Here is a 15,722-nt window from a genome sequence, read left to right on the forward strand (position 1 = left end):
CGGAATGCGCGTTGTGATCATGGGTGGGACGTCCGGCATCGGACTGGCGGCCGCGGAACTGCTGGCGGCGCGGGACGCCGAGGTGATCGTCACCGGCCGGGACCCGGCGAAGTTCGCCGCGGTGAAGTCCGCCACCGCGGAACAGGTCGACGGCACCGACGAGGAGGCGGTCGCCGCGTTCTTCGAGCGGACCGGCGAGTTCGACCACCTGGTGCTCGCCTTCAGCCCCGGCGCCGTCGGCATGGGCCCGATCGGGCAGGCGAGGCTGGCCGACGTCCGCGCCGCGTTCGACGGGAAGCTGTTCCCGTACCTGTCGGCGATCCAGCACGCGAAGGCGACCGGGTCGATCACCTTCGTGTCGGCGGCGTCCGCCCGCGCGGCCCTGCCGGGGACGACGGCGCTCGCCGCGGTGAACGGCGCGATCGAGCGGATCGTGTCGCCGCTGGCCGCCGAGCTGTCGCCGGTCCGGGTGAACGCGGTCGCGCCCGGCGTCGTGGACACGCCGTGGTGGTCGTTCCTGCCGGACGAGCACCGGGAGGCGCAGTTCGCGGAGGCCGCGGGCGGGCTCGCGGTCAAGCGGGTCGGCACCGCCGAGGACGTCGCCGAGGCGATCGCGTACCTCGTCGGCGCGACCTACGTGACCGGCACGATCCTGCCCGTGGACGGCGGCTTCACCGTCGCCTGAGCCGCCGTGCCGGGGCGGCGCCCCCGCGCGCCGGGGGCGCCGCCGCGGCCTGGCTCAGCGCTTGTAGCGGCGGCCGTGGATCATGTTGATCAGGCCGAGGACGCGCGCCATCTCCTTCTCGGTGCGGCCGAACGAGGTCAGGTTCATAGTGGCGAACCGCTGCCGGGTGATGGCCTTCGGGCGGGCGAACTCGCGCAGCCCGTCCGCGCCGTGGATGCGGCCGAAGCCGGACTCGCCGACACCGCCGAACGGCAGCGCCGCGACCTGCGCGAACGCGGCGAACGCATTGATGGACGTCATGCCGGAGCGCATCCGGCGGGCGGCGTCCATCGCGCGGGACCTGCTGCCGGAGAAGATCGTCCCGGCGAGGCCGTAGCTGGTCCGGTTGGCCTTCTCGACCGCCTCGTCCAGGTCCTTGACGCGGTGGACGGTGATGGTCGGCCCGAACGTCTCCTCGCACACGGCGGACGAGTCGTCCGGCACGTCGGTGAGCACGACCGGCTCGACGTACGGCTTGCGGACCGACTCGGCGCCGCCGACGACGGCCGTGCCGCCCTTGTCGAGGGCGTCCTTGATGTGGCGCTCGATGATGTCGAGCTGGCCCGGCATGGTGATCGGGCCGTAGGCGGCCTCGCGGTCGAATCCGGGCCGCAGCTCCTTCGCCTTCTCGGTGATCTTGCCGAGGAAGCGGTCGTAGACGTCGTCCAGCACGTAGATCCGCTCGACGCCGATGCAGGTCTGGCCCGCGTTGGACATCGCGCCCCACAGCGCGGCGTCGGCGGCGGCGTCCAGGTCGGCGTCGGAGTCGACGATGCAGGCGTCCTTGCCGCCGCACTCGGCGACGATCGGGGTGAGGTTCTCGGCGCAGGCGGCCATCACCCGCTTGGCGGTGCGGCCGGAGCCGGTGAAGGCGATCTTGTCGACGTCCGGGGACGAGGCGAGCGCGGCGCCGGTCGGGCCGAGACCGGTGACGACCTGGAGCACCGGGTGCTCGGGGACGACGCCCTCGACCAGCTCGGCCAGCAGCAGCCCGACGCCGGGGGTGAACTCCGACGGCTTGAAGACCACGGCGTTGCCGGCGGCGAGCGCGTAGGCGATCGAGCCCATCGGGGTGAAGATCGGGTAGTTCCACGGGCCGATCACGCCGACCACGCCGAGCGGCTGGTACTCCAGCTCGCAGCGCTGGTTGATGGCCATGAGGCCGGGGTAGACGGTGCGCGGGCCGAGGACCTTGCGCGCGTTGCGGGCCGCCCAGTCCAGATGGGAGATCGCCATGATCGTCTCCAGCTGGGCGTCCTGCACCGGCTTGCCGGTCTCCTGGTGGATGAGCTCGGCCATCCGGTTGAGGTTGCGGGTGAGCGCGCCCTTGACGTTCAGGAGGCGGAGGCGGCGCTCCTTCCAGCCGAGGGCGCGCCACCAGCCGGCCGCCTCGCGGGCCCGCTCGAGCGCCTGCGCGACGGCGGCGGCGTCGTGCACGGGGTGCTCACCGACGACCTCGCCGGTGGCCGGGTTCAGGGACGCGAACGTCTCGGTGCTCTCCGTGGCCACGGACATGCGGAACCTCCCGGGAGGAGCCTGGTAAGTGATTACTTGCACTTGTGTACTCGCTAGTAAATCACTCTAGGCGGCCGGGTGTCCCCGGCGTCCGGGATCCAGCTGCCGTGGAAGCCCGCCGGCACCCGCCGGGGCAGCCGCACGCTCGCCGTCCGCGACAGGTCCGCCGCGTCCAGGACGACGAGCTCGGCGCTGGAGGCCCCGGAGACGATCGACAGCAGCCAGCCCTCGTCCTCCCCGCGCGCCCCCTCGGCGGGGACGAAGACCGCCTCGCCCACCGACGCGTCCTCCTCGAACTCCCGCACGGACGAGGAACCGTCCCGCAGGTCGTACTTCACGACGGCGCCCCCGGCGACCGTGTAGAGGAAGCGGTGGCGGCGGCCGGTCCGGGCGTCGTCGTGGGTCGGGAACTCCACGTTCCGGTCGTCGAGCTGCTCCTCGACGGCGCGCCCCGTGGCGGGGTCCAGGGTCCAGCGGTACAGGTGCGCGCTCTCGGAGCGCGCCGCGTGCTGCGCCGGGTCCCGCGCCGGGTCCACCGAGCCGCCGATCTCCTTCCAGATCGCGGCGAAGTCCTCGGGCCGGTACCGGACCCCGTCCAGCGCGATCCGTCCGGCGGCGTCCTCGTGGGCGTTGCCGACGTGGAAGACGTAGCAGGGGTCGACGTCGAACCAGCGGACGTCGCCGGGCGCGTCCCGCCGCATGACGCCGAGCCGGGCGCCGTAGGCGTCGTCCCAGCGGAACGGCATGCCCCCGCCGCCCGTCGCCAGCTCCATGTCGAACACGACGGGAAGGTCCAGCCAGATCACGTGGTGCTCGGTGATCGCGAAGTCGTGCATCATCGACGGGCCCGGAACCTCGATCTCGCGGCTCTCCACGACCCGCGACCCGTCGGCCGACAGCCGGTGGTACGTCAGGTACGGCGGGAGCACGCCGTAGCCGAAGAACAGCAGCTCGCCGGTCACCGGATCCTGCTTGGGATGCGCCGTCATCGCGGTGGTGAGCGTCCCGCCGAAGTCGCACGGCCCGACCGTCCCGGCCTCCGGCGTCATCTCGTACGGGAAGCCGATCTCGACCAGCGCGAGGATCCTGCCGCCGTGCGGGACGACGTGGGTGTTGGCGGGGACGGCCGCGAAGTCCAGCGTCCCGTCGTCCGCGGCGAACCGGGCGCTCTCGTCGAGGAACGTCTTGGTCCGCACCCACCGGTTGCGGTACCACTCGGCGCGCCCGCCGCGCAGCCGCACGCCGTGGATCATCCCGGGCCCGGTGAACCAGTGGCCGCTCGGCCGGCCCGGCAGCGGGTTCGGGCCGTTGCGGAAGTACCGTCCGGTCAGCTCGGGCGGGAGCGTTCCGGTGACCTCCAGGCCGGTGGCGTCGATCTCGTCCGGGACCGGGGCGAGGCCGCCCTCCAGCCAGCCGGCGTTCGGCTTCGTCTCCATGTCCTGCCCTTCGCTGAGCCGACCGAGGGGGGTCACCTGAGCGTTCCCTGCGCGGGCCGGCTCATCGGACGGCCTCGCGGTCGATGCCGTGGCGGGCGAAGTGCCGCTGCTGCGCGATCTCGGGGTAGCGGGCGGTGAAGACGATCGGGACGGTGAATCCGGCGATCTTGACGGCGACGAGCAGCGCGGTGCCGTCCGGCGCGGCGTGCTGCACGTACGCCAGGACGAGCGCCATGACGGTGAAGCTGATGGCCCAGACGATCGCGATGACCGTGGTGATGCGCTTGAACAGGTCCGTCGCGGCGATCTCGTCGCCGACGCCGCGGCGGCCGACGCCCTCGGTGAAGGGCCGTCCGGCGAGGAGCGTGCCCCAGGCGGTGAGCGCGAGCCAGCCGATCGCCATGGACGCGCCGTAGTCCAGCAGGGACGAGCCCGGGGCGGCGAAGGCGAGGGCGGTCAGCAGCGCCATGAAGACGGTGGCCGACAGTTCGAGGATCAGCGAGTCGAGGCGGTGGCCCCTGCGCAGGTCCTGGGCGAGGAGCACGAGGGCCGCCGCCAGGCCGGCCGCCGCCCCGGCCCGGTCGTTCCAGCCGCTCACCACGGCGAGCAGGATCCAGGGGAGGAAGGTCCGGACGTAGTAGAGCAGCATGGCGCGAGCCTCTCATCGGGAGCGACATTCCAACTTCGACATGTCAGAAACTAGACGTGTCACTTTCGACATGTCAACCCAGACGTGTCACAATCGGGGAATGAGCCTGCGACACGCGCTGCTGGGGCTGCTCGCCGAGATGGACGGCGCCAGCGGATACGACCTGATGAAGGTGTTCGAGATCTCGCTCGGGACGGTCTGGCAGGCGACCCAGAGCCAGCTCTACGGCGAGCTCGGCAAGCTCACCGACGGCGGCCTGATCGAGGTGTCCGCCGAGGGGCCGCGCGGCCGCAAGGAGTACGCGATCACCGCCGCGGGCCGGGACGAGCTGCGCCACTGGATGGTGGAGACCGACCCGAAGCCGAACCGCCGCGACGAGGTGATGCTGCGGGTCTTCTTCCTCGACCAGATCGCGCCCGAGGAGGCCCTCGGCTACCTGGACCGGATGATCGACGCCCTCTCCGGCCGGCTCGACGACCTCGCCCGGCTCGAGGAGATCGTCCCCTGGGAGGAGGAGGGCGGCCTCACCGGCAACGGCCGGCTGACCCTGGAGTACGGCAAACGGTTCATGGCCATGCGCCGCGACTGGTTCGTCTGGGCGCGCGAGCAGTACAGGGAGCGCCGCCCTGCCGGGTCGCCGGGCCCGGCGGGCGGCTGACGGGCGTACGGCCGGGCAAGGCGGGGGCCTGCCCGGCCGTCGTGCGGCCCGCCCTCCGCCGTCGGGCGGAGGGCGGGGCCTCGTGCGGCGCGGCCGTCAGAAGTGGTCCGCGGCCCATTCGGCGAACGTCCGGGCGGGACGTCCGGTGATGCGCTCGACCTCCGGCGAGATCTCGGGCGCGCGGTCCACCGCCTCGGCGCGCACCCGCAGCAGTGCGTCCACGATCGCCTCGCGCATGTAGGGGCGGCGCAGCATCTCCTCCCGCGCCCGCTCCGGGGAGATCTCCTCGAACCGGGCCGGGATCCCGGCCGCGGCGCCGATGATCTCGACCATCTCCGGGTACGTGAGCGCCTCGGGCCCGCTGAGCACCGGCTTCGCGCCGACGAGCCCGTCCGACAGCAGGGCCCGCGCGGCGACGGCGGCGATGTCGCGCTCATGGATCGGCGTGGTGCGGGCCCGCGCGTACGGCTCGCGCACCGGCTCGCCCGCCCGGATCGTGTCCGCCCAGGCCAGCGCGTTCGTCGCGAACTCGCCGGGGCGCACGAACGTCCACTCCAGGCCGCTCGCCTCGATCGCCCGCTCGAACTCCAGATGGTGGGCGCCGATCACGTTGCGCGGATCGTCGTCGAGCGCCGCCGACGACGACAGCATGACGACGCGCCGGACGCCGTGGTCGCGGGCACGGTCCAGCAGGTCGCCCAGGCCGTTCCAGAACACGGCGGGGTTGAGGAACATCGACGTGACGCCGTCCAGCGGCATCTCGCCGGTGCGGGCGACCTCCACCTCGCCGGGCAGCCGCGCGGTGGCGGGGTCGCGGGTCAGCGCGCGGACCTTCACGTCCGCGCAGAGCAGCTCGCCGACCACGTGGCGGCCGACGTTGCCGGTGGCTCCGGTGACAAGGATCATCGTTCGGTCTCTCTTCTTCGGAGGTGTCGCGCCCATCTTCAACCAAACGGATGAAGTCGTCAACCAGCCGGATGTATGACGCCGTCAGCCGGGCGGTACCATGAACGGCGTGACGGAGGAGACGAGGCGGCCGCGGCGCGCGCCCGCCCCGGGCGAGCGCAAGCTGGACGCCGAGCGTTCCCGGCGGCTGCTCCTCGACGCGGCCCTGGACGAGTTCGCCGCCAAGGGCTACGCGGGGGCGCGCGTGCAGGACATCGCCGACCGCGCCGGCGTGAACAAACAGCTGATCAACTACTACTTCGGCGGCAAGGAGGGCCTGTACCGGGAGATCTCCTGCCGCTGGCGCGAGACCGAGGCCCGGTTCAACGACCCGGACATCGGGCTGGACGAGGTGCTGATCCGCTACCTGCGGCACGCCCTCGACGACCCGCGCGGCACCCGGCTGAACGCCCTGCGCGGCCTCACCGGCACCTTCGACGGCGAACCGCCGATCGAGCGCGAGGACCTGTCGGAGCTGGTGCGGCGCCAGGCCGAGGGCGAGCTCGCCGACGACCTGGACCCGGCCGCGGTCATGCTCGTGATGATGGCCGTGGTCGCCGCGCCCGTCGTGCTGCCGCTCGCCGTCCACCGCGTCTTCGGCGTCAGCCCCGATTCACCCGAGTTCCAGGAGCACTACGCCGAACAGCTCCGGCGGATCGTCCGGCACCTCGCCGGCCGTCCCCGCGCGGAGAAGGCCGAGGGAGCCGCCGCGGACGGCGCGGACGGCGCGGACGGGGCGGACAGCGGGGGCGGCGGGGGCGGCGCGGGGGACTAGCGTCAGCTCTGCCAGAACAGGAACAGCGAGTGGCCCATCTCGATCGAGACGGCGCCGATCCCCAGCGCGTCCGTGACGTGGTAGATCAGGCGGAAGAAGCCCCGGTTGATCGGCCCGATCCACAGCAGCGCGATCAGCACCAGGAAGGCGTAGCCGCCGTACCCGCTGACCTGGTCCACCAGGCGGCGCGGCAGGTACGGCTCGACGATCCCGAAGCCGTCCAGCCCCGGGATCGGCAGCAGGTTCAGCAGCGCCGCCGTGACCTGCAGGAACGCCAGGAACGCCAGGCCCAGCCAGAACACCGCGTGGCCCTGCGCCGCGAAGTTCTTGTAGATCACCGCCAGCATGATCGCGAAGATGGCGTTGGACAGCGGGCCCGCCGCCGACACCAGGCTGTGCCGCAGCCGGCCGGGGATGCGGTGCCGCTCGATCCACACCGCCCCGCCCGGCAGGCCGATCCCGCCGAGCAGGATGAACACCACCGGGATCAGGAAGCTCAGCAGCATGTCGGAGTACTTCAGCGGGTTCAGCGTCAGGTACCCCTTCGCCGCCACGCTCCGGTCGCCGGACCGGTAGGCGATGTAGGCGTGCCCGAACTCGTGCACGCACAGCGACAGCACCCATGCCGCGATCACGAACCCGAACAGCGCGAGTCGCGCCCCCTTGGCCGGGTTGTCCCCGTACCGCCAGGCGAGCAGGCCGCAGATGACGGTCGCCGCCACGATCACGAGGAACACCGGGCTCGGCTGCACCGCCGAGCGCCCCCGCCTCGTGAAATCCGCAACCATCGCCCCGACCCCTTCCGGTCCGCGCCGTCGATTCCTTGAAAGCTACCGTCTCGTAGGTGCGGACACGCCCCCGCGCCGGATCAGAGCCCCGCGATCCCCGGCACCACGTACGTGCGCAGGAAGCGGCGCAGGTCGTCCGGCTCCCGCTCCCGGTCCATCACGATCAGCGACGTGATGATCCGGAACAGGAACTCCACCGTCCCCTCGACCTCGATGTCGGGACGCAGCGTCCGCTGCCGCTGCGCCTGCTCGAAATAGGGCCGCACGTAATCGCAGCACAGCGCCAGCACGTGCTCCGCCGCGCCCGCCACCGCCGCCTGCATGTGCCCCGCCGCCTCCGGCACCAGGAAATGCGCGATCGCCGGCTCGTTGCGGACGTACTCGACCGCGTCCATCGTCCCCTCGACGATCGCCTCCGGCACCGACCGCTCGCGGCGCAACCGCACCGCCAGCCGGTCCAGGAAGCGGTGCAGGTCCCGCACGACCACCGCGAGGATCAGCTCGTCCCGCCCGCCGCTGACCGCCCGGTACACCGTCGCCCGCGACAGCTTCGCCGCGGCGGCGATGTCCTCCACCGTGGTCTTCGCCACGCCGAACCGGGAGAAGCACGCCTCGGCGGCGTCGATGATCCGCTCGCGCGTCGCGTCGGTACTGACCGGGGGCATGGCCGAAACATTACCGGCAGGCGCGGCGCCGCTACGTCCCGCGCGTCAGTCCAGCGTGTACTCCAGCGACCAGGTGTGCCCGCCGTCGGTGACGGTGATCTGCCCGACGCCGCGGATCCCCGCCAGCTCCCCGGTCCCGGACGTCGGCACGATCAGCCAGCGCAGCCACTGGGTGCCGGGCGTGCCGTCCTCGGTGCCCGCGCTGTGCTGCAGCACGAACGTTCCCTCCCGGCCGTGCAGGATCCCCTGCACGTGCTCGATCCCCACGTACGCCATCGGCCCGGCCGCCGACTCCACCGTGATCAGCTCGGTGGTGCTGGTGCCGACCAGGTCGCCGTGGAACGTCTTGCGGACGTGGACCCGCGTCAGCTTGTTGCCGGCCTGCTCGTCATAGGGCTTCTCGGCTTCCCACGCGTCGATGTCGAAAGCGCCGCTCGCTTGGAAGGTCATGCCCGCCATGATGCCCGCCACCACCGACAGCGTGCGAGACCCACCGACCGCGCACCTGCCGAAGCCCGCCGAAGGGGCACCTCGGGAGAGCGGGGGCATCTCGGGACAGCGGGGGGTGCCAGGCGATGTCCTCAAGCCGCCCCCAACGGAAACCGACGATGCTCTCGCTAGCCGAGCCGCCTTGTCGTCCGACGTGGAGCCTGGGGCTGGAACGCCGTGGTGCGGACAGTCATTGATCAAGCCGTCGTGACCGGCGCCCGGCGCCGCGAAGGGTGTTCTGCGAGGGGTGTTTCGCGAGGCATGTTTCGCGGGGGTGTTCTGCAAGGGGTGTTCGGGAGTTTGGCAAGAGGGGTGTTCGGGTGGTGGGGTGGCGCTGGCGTACGGGGCCGCCCCTCCAAAGTCAAGGGCGCCTTCGGCGTCGCTTCGCGATGGACTTCGTCCACCCTTGACTTCGGAGCCTCTGCGGCCCCTGAGGCAGCGTTAAGGGGCAGGCTCCGCCTGCCCCGCCCCGGGTCGCGCCACCCCACCACCCCCTTCCGTCAGGGGCGAAGTCCCTTCTCGGCAGTTCGCTCCCGGCCCTTGCCAGGCCCGCAGATATGAGCCGCCCGTGATCCGGTGTTGGCGACGGCTCTTGCATTACGGCCTGGAGGGGTGACGCGCTGCGTTCGGCAGGCGGTCTCGGCCATTGCACCGGTATCGCGATGTCATGCGGGGAGGCCAGCTCGCCCGTCCTGCGGGTGAGTGCGAATGGACCGGCGACGGGCATTGGCCGGGCGTCGCCGGGTGTGGCGTTGCGGGGGGCGAGGTGGTTATGCGTCCCGGTCCAGGGTGGTGTGGGCTGGGTCGGTGCTGCTGGCCCGGTGGGTTGGGGTGGTGTCCGTTGAGGGAGTGTCCGGTGGGGCGTGCGCGGCCCGGTGTGTGGGGTCGCCCATTGTCTGTGGTGTGGGCGTGCCGGGGCTGCCCGTCATCGGGTGGATGCGGGCGGCGGATCGGCGCAGGGCATAGCCGGGTGCGGTGTGGCGGGTGGGGTGCGGTTATGCGGCCCAGTCGAGGGCGGGGTTGTCGGGTGGGCCGATGCTGCCCGGTGGCCCGACCCCCCTCGTGCCTCGCGCGTCGGCTGGTGGGAGTAGCCGGTAGAGGTATCGCCCGTCGTGACCCTTGGTGATCTGGATCTGGTCGGGGTTGGCGTGTTTGAACCGGTTGTGCCACCCGCAGGCGAGTGCGAGCTGATCGATGTCGGTCGGCGACCGCCCGAGTGCCCACCCGTGGACGTGGTCCACTTCGCACAGTGTCCCGGGGACCTCGCAGCCTCGCACCGCGCAGGAGGGGTAGAGCGTTTCCAGCACCTGTCGTTGTGCGGCGGAGGCGAACCGTTCCCGATATCCCAGGTACAGCGGGGTGTTCCCGCGGCCGAGGAGCAGGGGCGATACCCCGGCGGCCAGGGCGATGCGGCGGGCCTGCGCGGCGGGGATGGGAGTGCCGTCGGTGAGGCGGGCGGGGGCGTTGCCGCCGGTGAGTGTCTCCAGGTCGCAGATCACGGTGACCTTGGATGCCTTATGGCCGCCCGACAGCACGCTGGAGAGGGCGGCTGCGGTGCGTTCGGGGAGGTCGCGGTGGTCGTCGGGTCCGGCCGGCTTGGCCAGCGGCGCCAGGGTGCCGTCCCAGATCGCGGCGTCTTCGGGGTTGAGCCAGCCTTTGACGTATCGGCCGCCGTCCAGCGATCGGGTGGTGGTGAGCCACGACTTGTCGTAACCGTGCTTGGTGTCCTCGTCGGGGGCGTCTTCGGTGTCGTCGCGGTCGGCGATGAGGTCACGGATGCGGCGGCCGAACGCGGCGACCTTCCCGGCGGAGAAGCCCTGGTCAACGAAACCGAGCAGGGTCGCCTCGGCCTCGGCGCAGTCGTGGTCGTCCAAACGCGAGACCGAGTCGGCGACGGTGACGGCGTAACCGTAAGACAGCTCCCCGGCTGCGAGCTGCTCGGCCACCTGCGGGAGGCGACGCCGCTGCCGGGCAAGGGTGAGGCGCTCCTTCACCCGGTTGTCGCGCATGCCGAGCCGGGATCGCAGCCATGCTTGGGTGGAGGGATATCCCCACCGGGCCTGCTCTTTGGTGGCATCGACTCGGCCGATGAAACCGGCGAGCGCGCTTTCTTGCATATCGGAGGCGGCCACGAGGGTTTCGGTGAGTTCTAGGCACGCGGCAGCTGATTCGGGGGCTTCCCTTGAGGCGAGTTCAGTGGCGATGGTTGAGAGCGCGTTCACCAGTTCTATGGTGGACGCGGCCTCAAGCTCGACCGTCACTGATTGCATACGTAAATAGTACCCTGTGTGACCGACATTCATGGCCGTCCACGGCACATTCCGTCCGGTATCTTTTTGGCGGGAAAGGCAAGCGTGCCCTTGCAGTCTTTGTTCTATGGAGCACCCCGAGGCTGGCCCCTGACGGAGGGGGGTGGTGGGGTGGCGCGACCCGGGCGGGGCAGGCGGAGCCTGCCCCTAACGCTGCCTCAGGGGCCGCAGAGGCTCCGAAGTCAAGGGTGGACGAAGTCCATCGCGAAGCGACGCCGAAGGCGCCCTTGACTTTGGAGGGGCGGCCCCGTACGCCAGCGCCACCCCACCACCCGAACACCATTTCTCCGATGGCCCCACGCGAGGCCACGCCACCCCAAAGGCAAACTGTGGATTCACGATCGGGGCGGGTAAGGACTCGCTAGACAAAGATCAGGGATGCCGCACCGCCGAAGCTAAGAGAAATGCACCGCATCGACATGGAACGGCGCATGATCGGCGACTGGATCGGGTATCAGCGGGCGAACTTGATCGAGTGACCTGACCGAGCAGCCTGAGCGAAAAGCCTGAGCGAGCGGCTCGCGCGGCGTGGCCGTTCGTCGCTGGGAATGAGGCACGCAGCGACGACGACGGTTGCACCGCCCGCGCCGGTGACATCCGCGCTTAGGTCGCGCTGACGTTCCGGCGGTTGCGCAAGACGCTCGGCAAGGCAGGACCGGGTTCGTCCTCGCTGATCTTGTCCAGACCCGGCTGTTCACCGAGGAGCTGCCCGCTCACCATGGACCTGCCCGCGCTGACCGCCGATGACGGCTACGACTACGACGCCGGCGCCGTGCGGGCGGGTGGCGCGGTCAGAACAGGGTGCCCTCGTGTTCGATGCCGCGGAGGGCGTCGTAGTCGAGCGTGACGCAGTTGATGCCGCGGTCGGTGGCGAGGACGCGGGCCTGGGGCTTGATCTCCTGCGCGGCGAAGATCCCGCGGACCGGCGCCAGGTGCGGGTCGCGGTTCAGCAGCTCCAGGTACCGCGTGAGCTGCTCGACGCCGTCGATCTCACCGCGCCGCTTGATCTCGACGGCGACGGTGGCGCTGTCGGAGTCGCGGCACAGGATGTCGACGGGGCCGATCGCGGTCGGGTACTCGCGGCGGATCAGCGACCAGCCCTCGCCGAGGGTGGTGATGTGCTCGGCGAGCAGCTCCTGCAGGTGCGCCTCCACGCCGTCCTTCTGCAGGCCCGGGTCCAGCCCCAGCTCGTGGCTGGTGTCGTGGAGGATCTCCTCGATGGTGAGGATCAGCCGCTCGCCCGACTTGCCGTGCGTGACCGTCCAGCGGGCGACCGCGCCGTTCTCCTCGTACGGCTCCTCCCGCAGGGAGCACGGCGGATTCATCCAGTTCAGCGGCTTGTAGGCGCGGTCGTCGGCATGGATGCTCACGCTCCCGTCCGACTTGATCAGGACGAGCCGGGGGGCCATGGGCAGGTGGGCGGTGAGCTTGCCGGCGTAGTCGACGCTGCAGCGGGCGATAACGAGACGCACGTTGCCCAACCTTAGTTCCGCCGTGGACCCCGCGTGGCCGTCATGCGAGACCCGCGTATGCGCGGCACTCGTCGCGGTCGGTGGGCAGGTCCCACTCCTGCAGGATCTCCATGAGGTTGCCCCACCGCCAGCTGCTCTCGGGGAGTTCGGCGATGACCTGGACGGTCCGCCGCTGGACGGCCGTGAGGTCGGCGTAAGGCGGCAGGGGAGCGGACGGGGCGCGGAAGGCCAGCCGGAGCGCGACGGCGGCCATGGGGAAGGACGCGTCATCGGACGTGCGGGCCAGCCCGTCGAGGACGGCGCCGACGGCCTCGTCCGGCGGGTCGGCCATCCCGGCGATGGCGGCGGCCGAGTAGAGGCGCAGGTCGCCGTTCATGAACGCGACGGTCGCGCCAGGCGGGTCGGCGCTGGCGGCGGCGAGTTCGGCGATGACGGGCGGGTCCGTGACGTCCAGGCGGAGGAGCGCGATGGCGGCGGCCCAGCGGGTGAGCGGTTCGGCGCCGTCGAGGTGCTCCCGGAGCCGGGGGATCAGGTCGCGGCCGTCGAGGAGGCCGGTGGAGATGAGCGCGTTGGCGGCGACGGCCGGATCCTGCTCGGTTCGGAGCAGTGCCCGCAGGGCGGAGAGCGACGCGGCGGCCTCCTCCGGGAACCAGCCGAGCGTGTACGCGGCGGCGGCGCGGACGGGGACGTCCTCGTCGGCGAGCAGATCGCGGACGAGGGGGAGCCGGGCCCGGACGGCGTCGTAGGCGGCGAGTTCGGCCTCGGCGACCCAGGCGTCCAGGCGGTGTTCCTCCTCGGCGGGGTCGGAGGCGCGCAACCGGGCGACCTCGCGGCGCCATCCGGCGATGTCGACGCCGCAGGGAAGGTGCGCCTCGTCGGAGCCGATCGCCATCCCGGCCGCCAGGCAGAGCGGGTCGTCGCGGTCGGGGGTGGCCGGGTCGGCGGCGAGGGCCAGCAGGAACGGCACCGCGGGCCCGGACGCCGGATAGCGGCTGCCCTGGTGGTAGATGCTCGCGTAGAGGGTGTGCAGCGCTTCCTGGCGCTCCTCCTGGTCCGGCGTGCGGAGCGTCCGCAGTAGGCCCGGGACGTCGTCCGCGGAGCCGTAGGCGTGGCGGAGGCCGGACCAGTCGATGTCGTCGAGCCCTGCCAGGGGTTCGTCCATGGCGGGATTCTGCCAGGCGTGTTCCGGCATCGGCGTCGACCTGGATAAGAACGTCTAAGACCCCGATAAGGCCGGATATAGGGCGTCGTCCCGATGCCCGGGCGGGGGCCTTAGGACGAACCTCTTGGATGTCGGGCCGTTGCAGCGGCCCGCGACGAAGGAGGGGGCCGTGTACCACCACGACATCATGCGGTCGATCATGCGGGAGCGGGCCGGGGAGCGGCGTGCGGAGGCGCGGGCGGCGCGGAACGCGGCGCTGGCGCGGCGGGCGCGCGAGTTCTGGGAGGAGCGGGCGCAGCGGGGCGCGCGCCCGGTGCGGCGGCCGTCCGGGCGGCGCGGAACGGCGCCGGCCGGCTGACGGCCGACGGCGACGACGGATGCCGACGACCGACGACCGGCGCCGACGACCGGCGCCGACGACCGGCGCCGGCCGCCCGGGGACCGGGGCCGTGCCGGCCGGCGGCCGAGGGTCTCGTATGGCCCATGTAAGGACCGCTGTCAAGCCTGGAATTGTCGGGATGCCGTGATTAGCGTCGCGGGTGGTGGGTTTCATCCGTCTGCGAAAGGACCCCCGCGATGTCCCTTGACGTGTCCCCGGAACTCCTCGAGACGGCTCGGCAGGGCGAGATCGGCGACAAGGAGTTCGTCGAATGCATCAGGACGTCCCTCCCGTACGCGTGGGAGCTGATCAGCGGTCTGGTGGCGCGGCTGCAGGTGGACGGTGGCGAGTTCGCCGACAACCTGACGCCGCCGCCGGACGAGCGGGCGCGCGGCCAGCTGCTGCGCGTGCTGGCGAGCGACGCGATGCGCGGAACGCTGGAACGCTACTTCGGGGTGAAGCTGGCGTTCCAGAACTGCCATCGGGTCGCGGTCTTCCCGTCCGGTGATTCGGCGGCGTACCGCACGTTCGTGACGCCGCGCGAGCAGATCCTGAACCAGTCTCCGGAACTGCGCGACTGCTGAATCGGCCCCTGCCGGAATCGGGGCCGCCGAATCGGGCCGCCGAATCGGGCGCGGCCGAATCGAGCACCGGATCCGCCGCTGCCGGATCGGCTCTGGAGGTTGCCGTGGACGCGCCGCCCTTCGCGAAGGGCGGCGCGTCCGCATGTGAGGGGAGCGCTGCGCGTCAGGAGAGCGCCGCGCGCGTTCTCGGAAGCACCTGCTCGCCGAGGCGGGCGATGTTCTCGAGCGTCGCGCGGTGCGACCCCGGCGGCCTCGACCAGCAGGACGAGATGCCGGATCCCGGTCCGCTCGGCGGTCGCGGTGAGCGCGGCGGCGCAGTCGCCGGGGGAGCCGACGGGGTGCAGGCCGCACAGCCGGCGGGTGTAGGCGACGGGGTCGCGGGACGGCCGGGGCCGGTCGTCGACGGGCACGTAGCCGTCCAGGCCGGGGCCGAGCCAGCGCGGCATCTCGTCGAGCAGCGTCCGGACGGCCTCGTCCCGCGTGTCCGCGACCTGTGCGAGGTGGACGGAGACGTGCGGCGCGCCCGGGACGCCATGGCGGGCGACGGCGGCGGCCTTCTCGCCGTCGCCGATGTGCATTCCGAGGAGCATCGGCAGACCGCGTTCCGCGGCGATCGCCTCGGTGGCGGGAGAGGTGCACGCGACGGAGACCGGCGGCGGGTCGTCCGTTCTCGGCACGACCGGGACTTCGCGGAACGAGAAGTGCTCGCCCCGCCACCCGAGCCGTTCCGAGCGCAGCCAGGCGAGCAGCAGGTCGAGGGATTCGGCGAACCCTTCCTCGTAGCGGCGGAACCCGGTTCCGAAGACCTCCAGATCGCGCCACGGGCCGCCGCGTCCGACGCCGAGCCGGAAACGCCCGCCGGAGAGCAGCGACAGCATCGCCGCCTGCTCCGCGAGCGCGACGGGATGCTGGTCGGAAAGGACGCTGACCGCGGTGCCGACGTGGACGCGGCGGGTCATGGCCAGGATGTGGCCCGCCATCAGCGTCGCCGACGGGATGACGCCGTAGGACATGAAATGGTGCTCCGCCAGCCACACGTCGTCGAACCCGGCGCGTTCCGCCGCGACGGCGGCCTCGACCGTGCGGGCGAGGGCGGCGGCGTCGTCCTGACCGGGGTAGCGGGCGGCGAGCAGGAAGATTCCGAAGCGCACGTCACCGGTCGTACCCGGCAT

The 15,722-nt window shown here is 71.8% G+C and carries 15 protein-coding genes and 1 pseudogene; 5 read left to right on the forward strand and 11 right to left on the reverse strand.

Features of this window, described 5'->3' with window-relative positions:
* Positions 1 to 4: 4 nt before the first annotated feature.
* Positions 5 to 685 (forward strand): SDR family oxidoreductase, encoded by a 681-nt coding sequence (locus J4557_RS13800; protein ID WP_243775719.1) that lies wholly within the window; start codon positions 5 to 7, stop codon positions 683 to 685.
* A gap of 54 nt (positions 686 to 739) precedes the next feature.
* Here J4557_RS13800 and J4557_RS13805 read toward each other — a convergent pair whose 3' ends face one another.
* From J4557_RS13805 to J4557_RS13815, 3 genes are read right to left on the reverse strand one after another with little or no spacing between them, the layout of a single operon-like run.
* A complete protein-coding gene (locus tag J4557_RS13805) occupies positions 740 to 2,239 on the reverse strand; it encodes an aldehyde dehydrogenase family protein (RefSeq protein ID WP_208266918.1) in 1,500 nt (499 codons plus the stop codon).
* A 53-nt stretch (positions 2,240 to 2,292) separates the two neighbouring features.
* Entirely contained in the window at positions 2,293 to 3,711 is a 1,419-nt protein-coding gene (locus J4557_RS13810) for a carotenoid oxygenase family protein (RefSeq protein WP_307799753.1), read from the reverse strand.
* 25 nt (positions 3,712 to 3,736) lie between these two features.
* Complete coding sequence (locus J4557_RS13815; protein ID WP_208266919.1) at positions 3,737 to 4,324, reverse strand: hypothetical protein; 588 nt, start codon at positions 4,322 to 4,324, stop codon at positions 3,737 to 3,739.
* A gap of 100 nt (positions 4,325 to 4,424) precedes the next feature.
* Here J4557_RS13815 and J4557_RS13820 point away from each other — a divergent pair, with 100 nt between their 5' ends.
* A complete protein-coding gene (locus J4557_RS13820) occupies positions 4,425 to 4,982 on the forward strand; it encodes a PadR family transcriptional regulator (RefSeq protein ID WP_208266920.1) in 558 nt (185 codons plus the stop codon).
* A 96-nt stretch (positions 4,983 to 5,078) separates the two neighbouring features.
* Here J4557_RS13820 and J4557_RS13825 read toward each other — a convergent pair whose 3' ends face one another.
* Positions 5,079 to 5,888, reverse strand: a complete 810-nt coding sequence (locus tag J4557_RS13825; RefSeq protein ID WP_208266921.1) for an SDR family oxidoreductase — start codon at positions 5,886 to 5,888, stop codon at positions 5,079 to 5,081.
* A 109-nt stretch (positions 5,889 to 5,997) separates the two neighbouring features.
* On the opposite strand from J4557_RS13825, the gene J4557_RS13830 reads away from it, so the two are divergent.
* Positions 5,998 to 6,702 carry a TetR/AcrR family transcriptional regulator gene (locus J4557_RS13830; protein ID WP_307799754.1) on the forward strand — a complete coding sequence of 235 codons (705 nt, stop codon included), beginning with the start codon at positions 5,998 to 6,000 and terminating at the stop codon, positions 6,700 to 6,702.
* 2 nt (positions 6,703 to 6,704) lie between these two features.
* Here the strand turns inward: J4557_RS13830 and J4557_RS13835 are convergent, their stop codons facing one another.
* The 6 genes from J4557_RS13835 to J4557_RS13860 form a co-directional block, all read right to left on the reverse strand.
* A complete protein-coding gene (locus J4557_RS13835; RefSeq protein WP_208266923.1) occupies positions 6,705 to 7,490 on the reverse strand; it encodes a site-2 protease family protein in 786 nt (261 codons plus the stop codon).
* Positions 7,491 to 7,570: 80 nt separating this feature from the next.
* The gene (locus tag J4557_RS13840) at positions 7,571 to 8,155 is read right to left on the reverse strand and encodes a TetR/AcrR family transcriptional regulator (RefSeq protein WP_208266924.1); all 585 of its coding nucleotides are present in this window, start codon (positions 8,153 to 8,155) and stop codon (positions 7,571 to 7,573) included.
* Between the two features lie 45 nt (positions 8,156 to 8,200).
* Positions 8,201 to 8,605, reverse strand: coding sequence for a DUF3224 domain-containing protein (locus J4557_RS13845; RefSeq protein ID WP_208266925.1), 405 nt, complete (start codon positions 8,603 to 8,605; stop codon positions 8,201 to 8,203).
* 1,034 nt (positions 8,606 to 9,639) lie between these two features.
* Positions 9,640 to 10,914 (reverse strand): HNH endonuclease signature motif containing protein, encoded by a 1,275-nt coding sequence (locus J4557_RS13850; RefSeq protein ID WP_208266926.1) that lies wholly within the window; start codon positions 10,912 to 10,914, stop codon positions 9,640 to 9,642.
* 830 nt (positions 10,915 to 11,744) lie between these two features.
* Positions 11,745 to 12,425, reverse strand: coding sequence for an endonuclease NucS (gene nucS, locus J4557_RS13855; protein ID WP_208266927.1), 681 nt, complete (start codon positions 12,423 to 12,425; stop codon positions 11,745 to 11,747).
* A gap of 40 nt (positions 12,426 to 12,465) precedes the next feature.
* On the reverse strand, positions 12,466 to 13,587 hold the full coding sequence (locus J4557_RS13860) for a HEAT repeat domain-containing protein (RefSeq protein ID WP_243775720.1): 1,122 nt from the start codon (positions 13,585 to 13,587) through the stop codon (positions 12,466 to 12,468).
* Positions 13,588 to 13,756: 169 nt separating this feature from the next.
* On the opposite strand from J4557_RS13860, the gene J4557_RS13865 reads away from it, so the two are divergent.
* On the forward strand, positions 13,757 to 13,945 hold the full coding sequence (locus tag J4557_RS13865; RefSeq protein ID WP_208266929.1) for a hypothetical protein: 189 nt from the start codon (positions 13,757 to 13,759) through the stop codon (positions 13,943 to 13,945).
* A 218-nt stretch (positions 13,946 to 14,163) separates the two neighbouring features.
* The gene (locus J4557_RS13870; RefSeq protein ID WP_208266930.1) at positions 14,164 to 14,550 is read left to right on the forward strand and encodes an SCO5389 family protein; all 387 of its coding nucleotides are present in this window, start codon (positions 14,164 to 14,166) and stop codon (positions 14,548 to 14,550) included.
* A 329-nt stretch (positions 14,551 to 14,879) separates the two neighbouring features.
* On the opposite strand, the pseudogene J4557_RS13875 reads toward J4557_RS13870, so the two are convergent.
* Positions 14,880 to 15,722, reverse strand: a pseudogene (locus J4557_RS13875) (LLM class flavin-dependent oxidoreductase); the annotation flags it as partial.

Source organism: Actinomadura nitritigenes (assembly GCF_017573545.1).
Lineage (GTDB): Bacteria > Actinomycetota > Actinomycetes > Streptosporangiales > Streptosporangiaceae > Spirillospora > Spirillospora nitritigenes.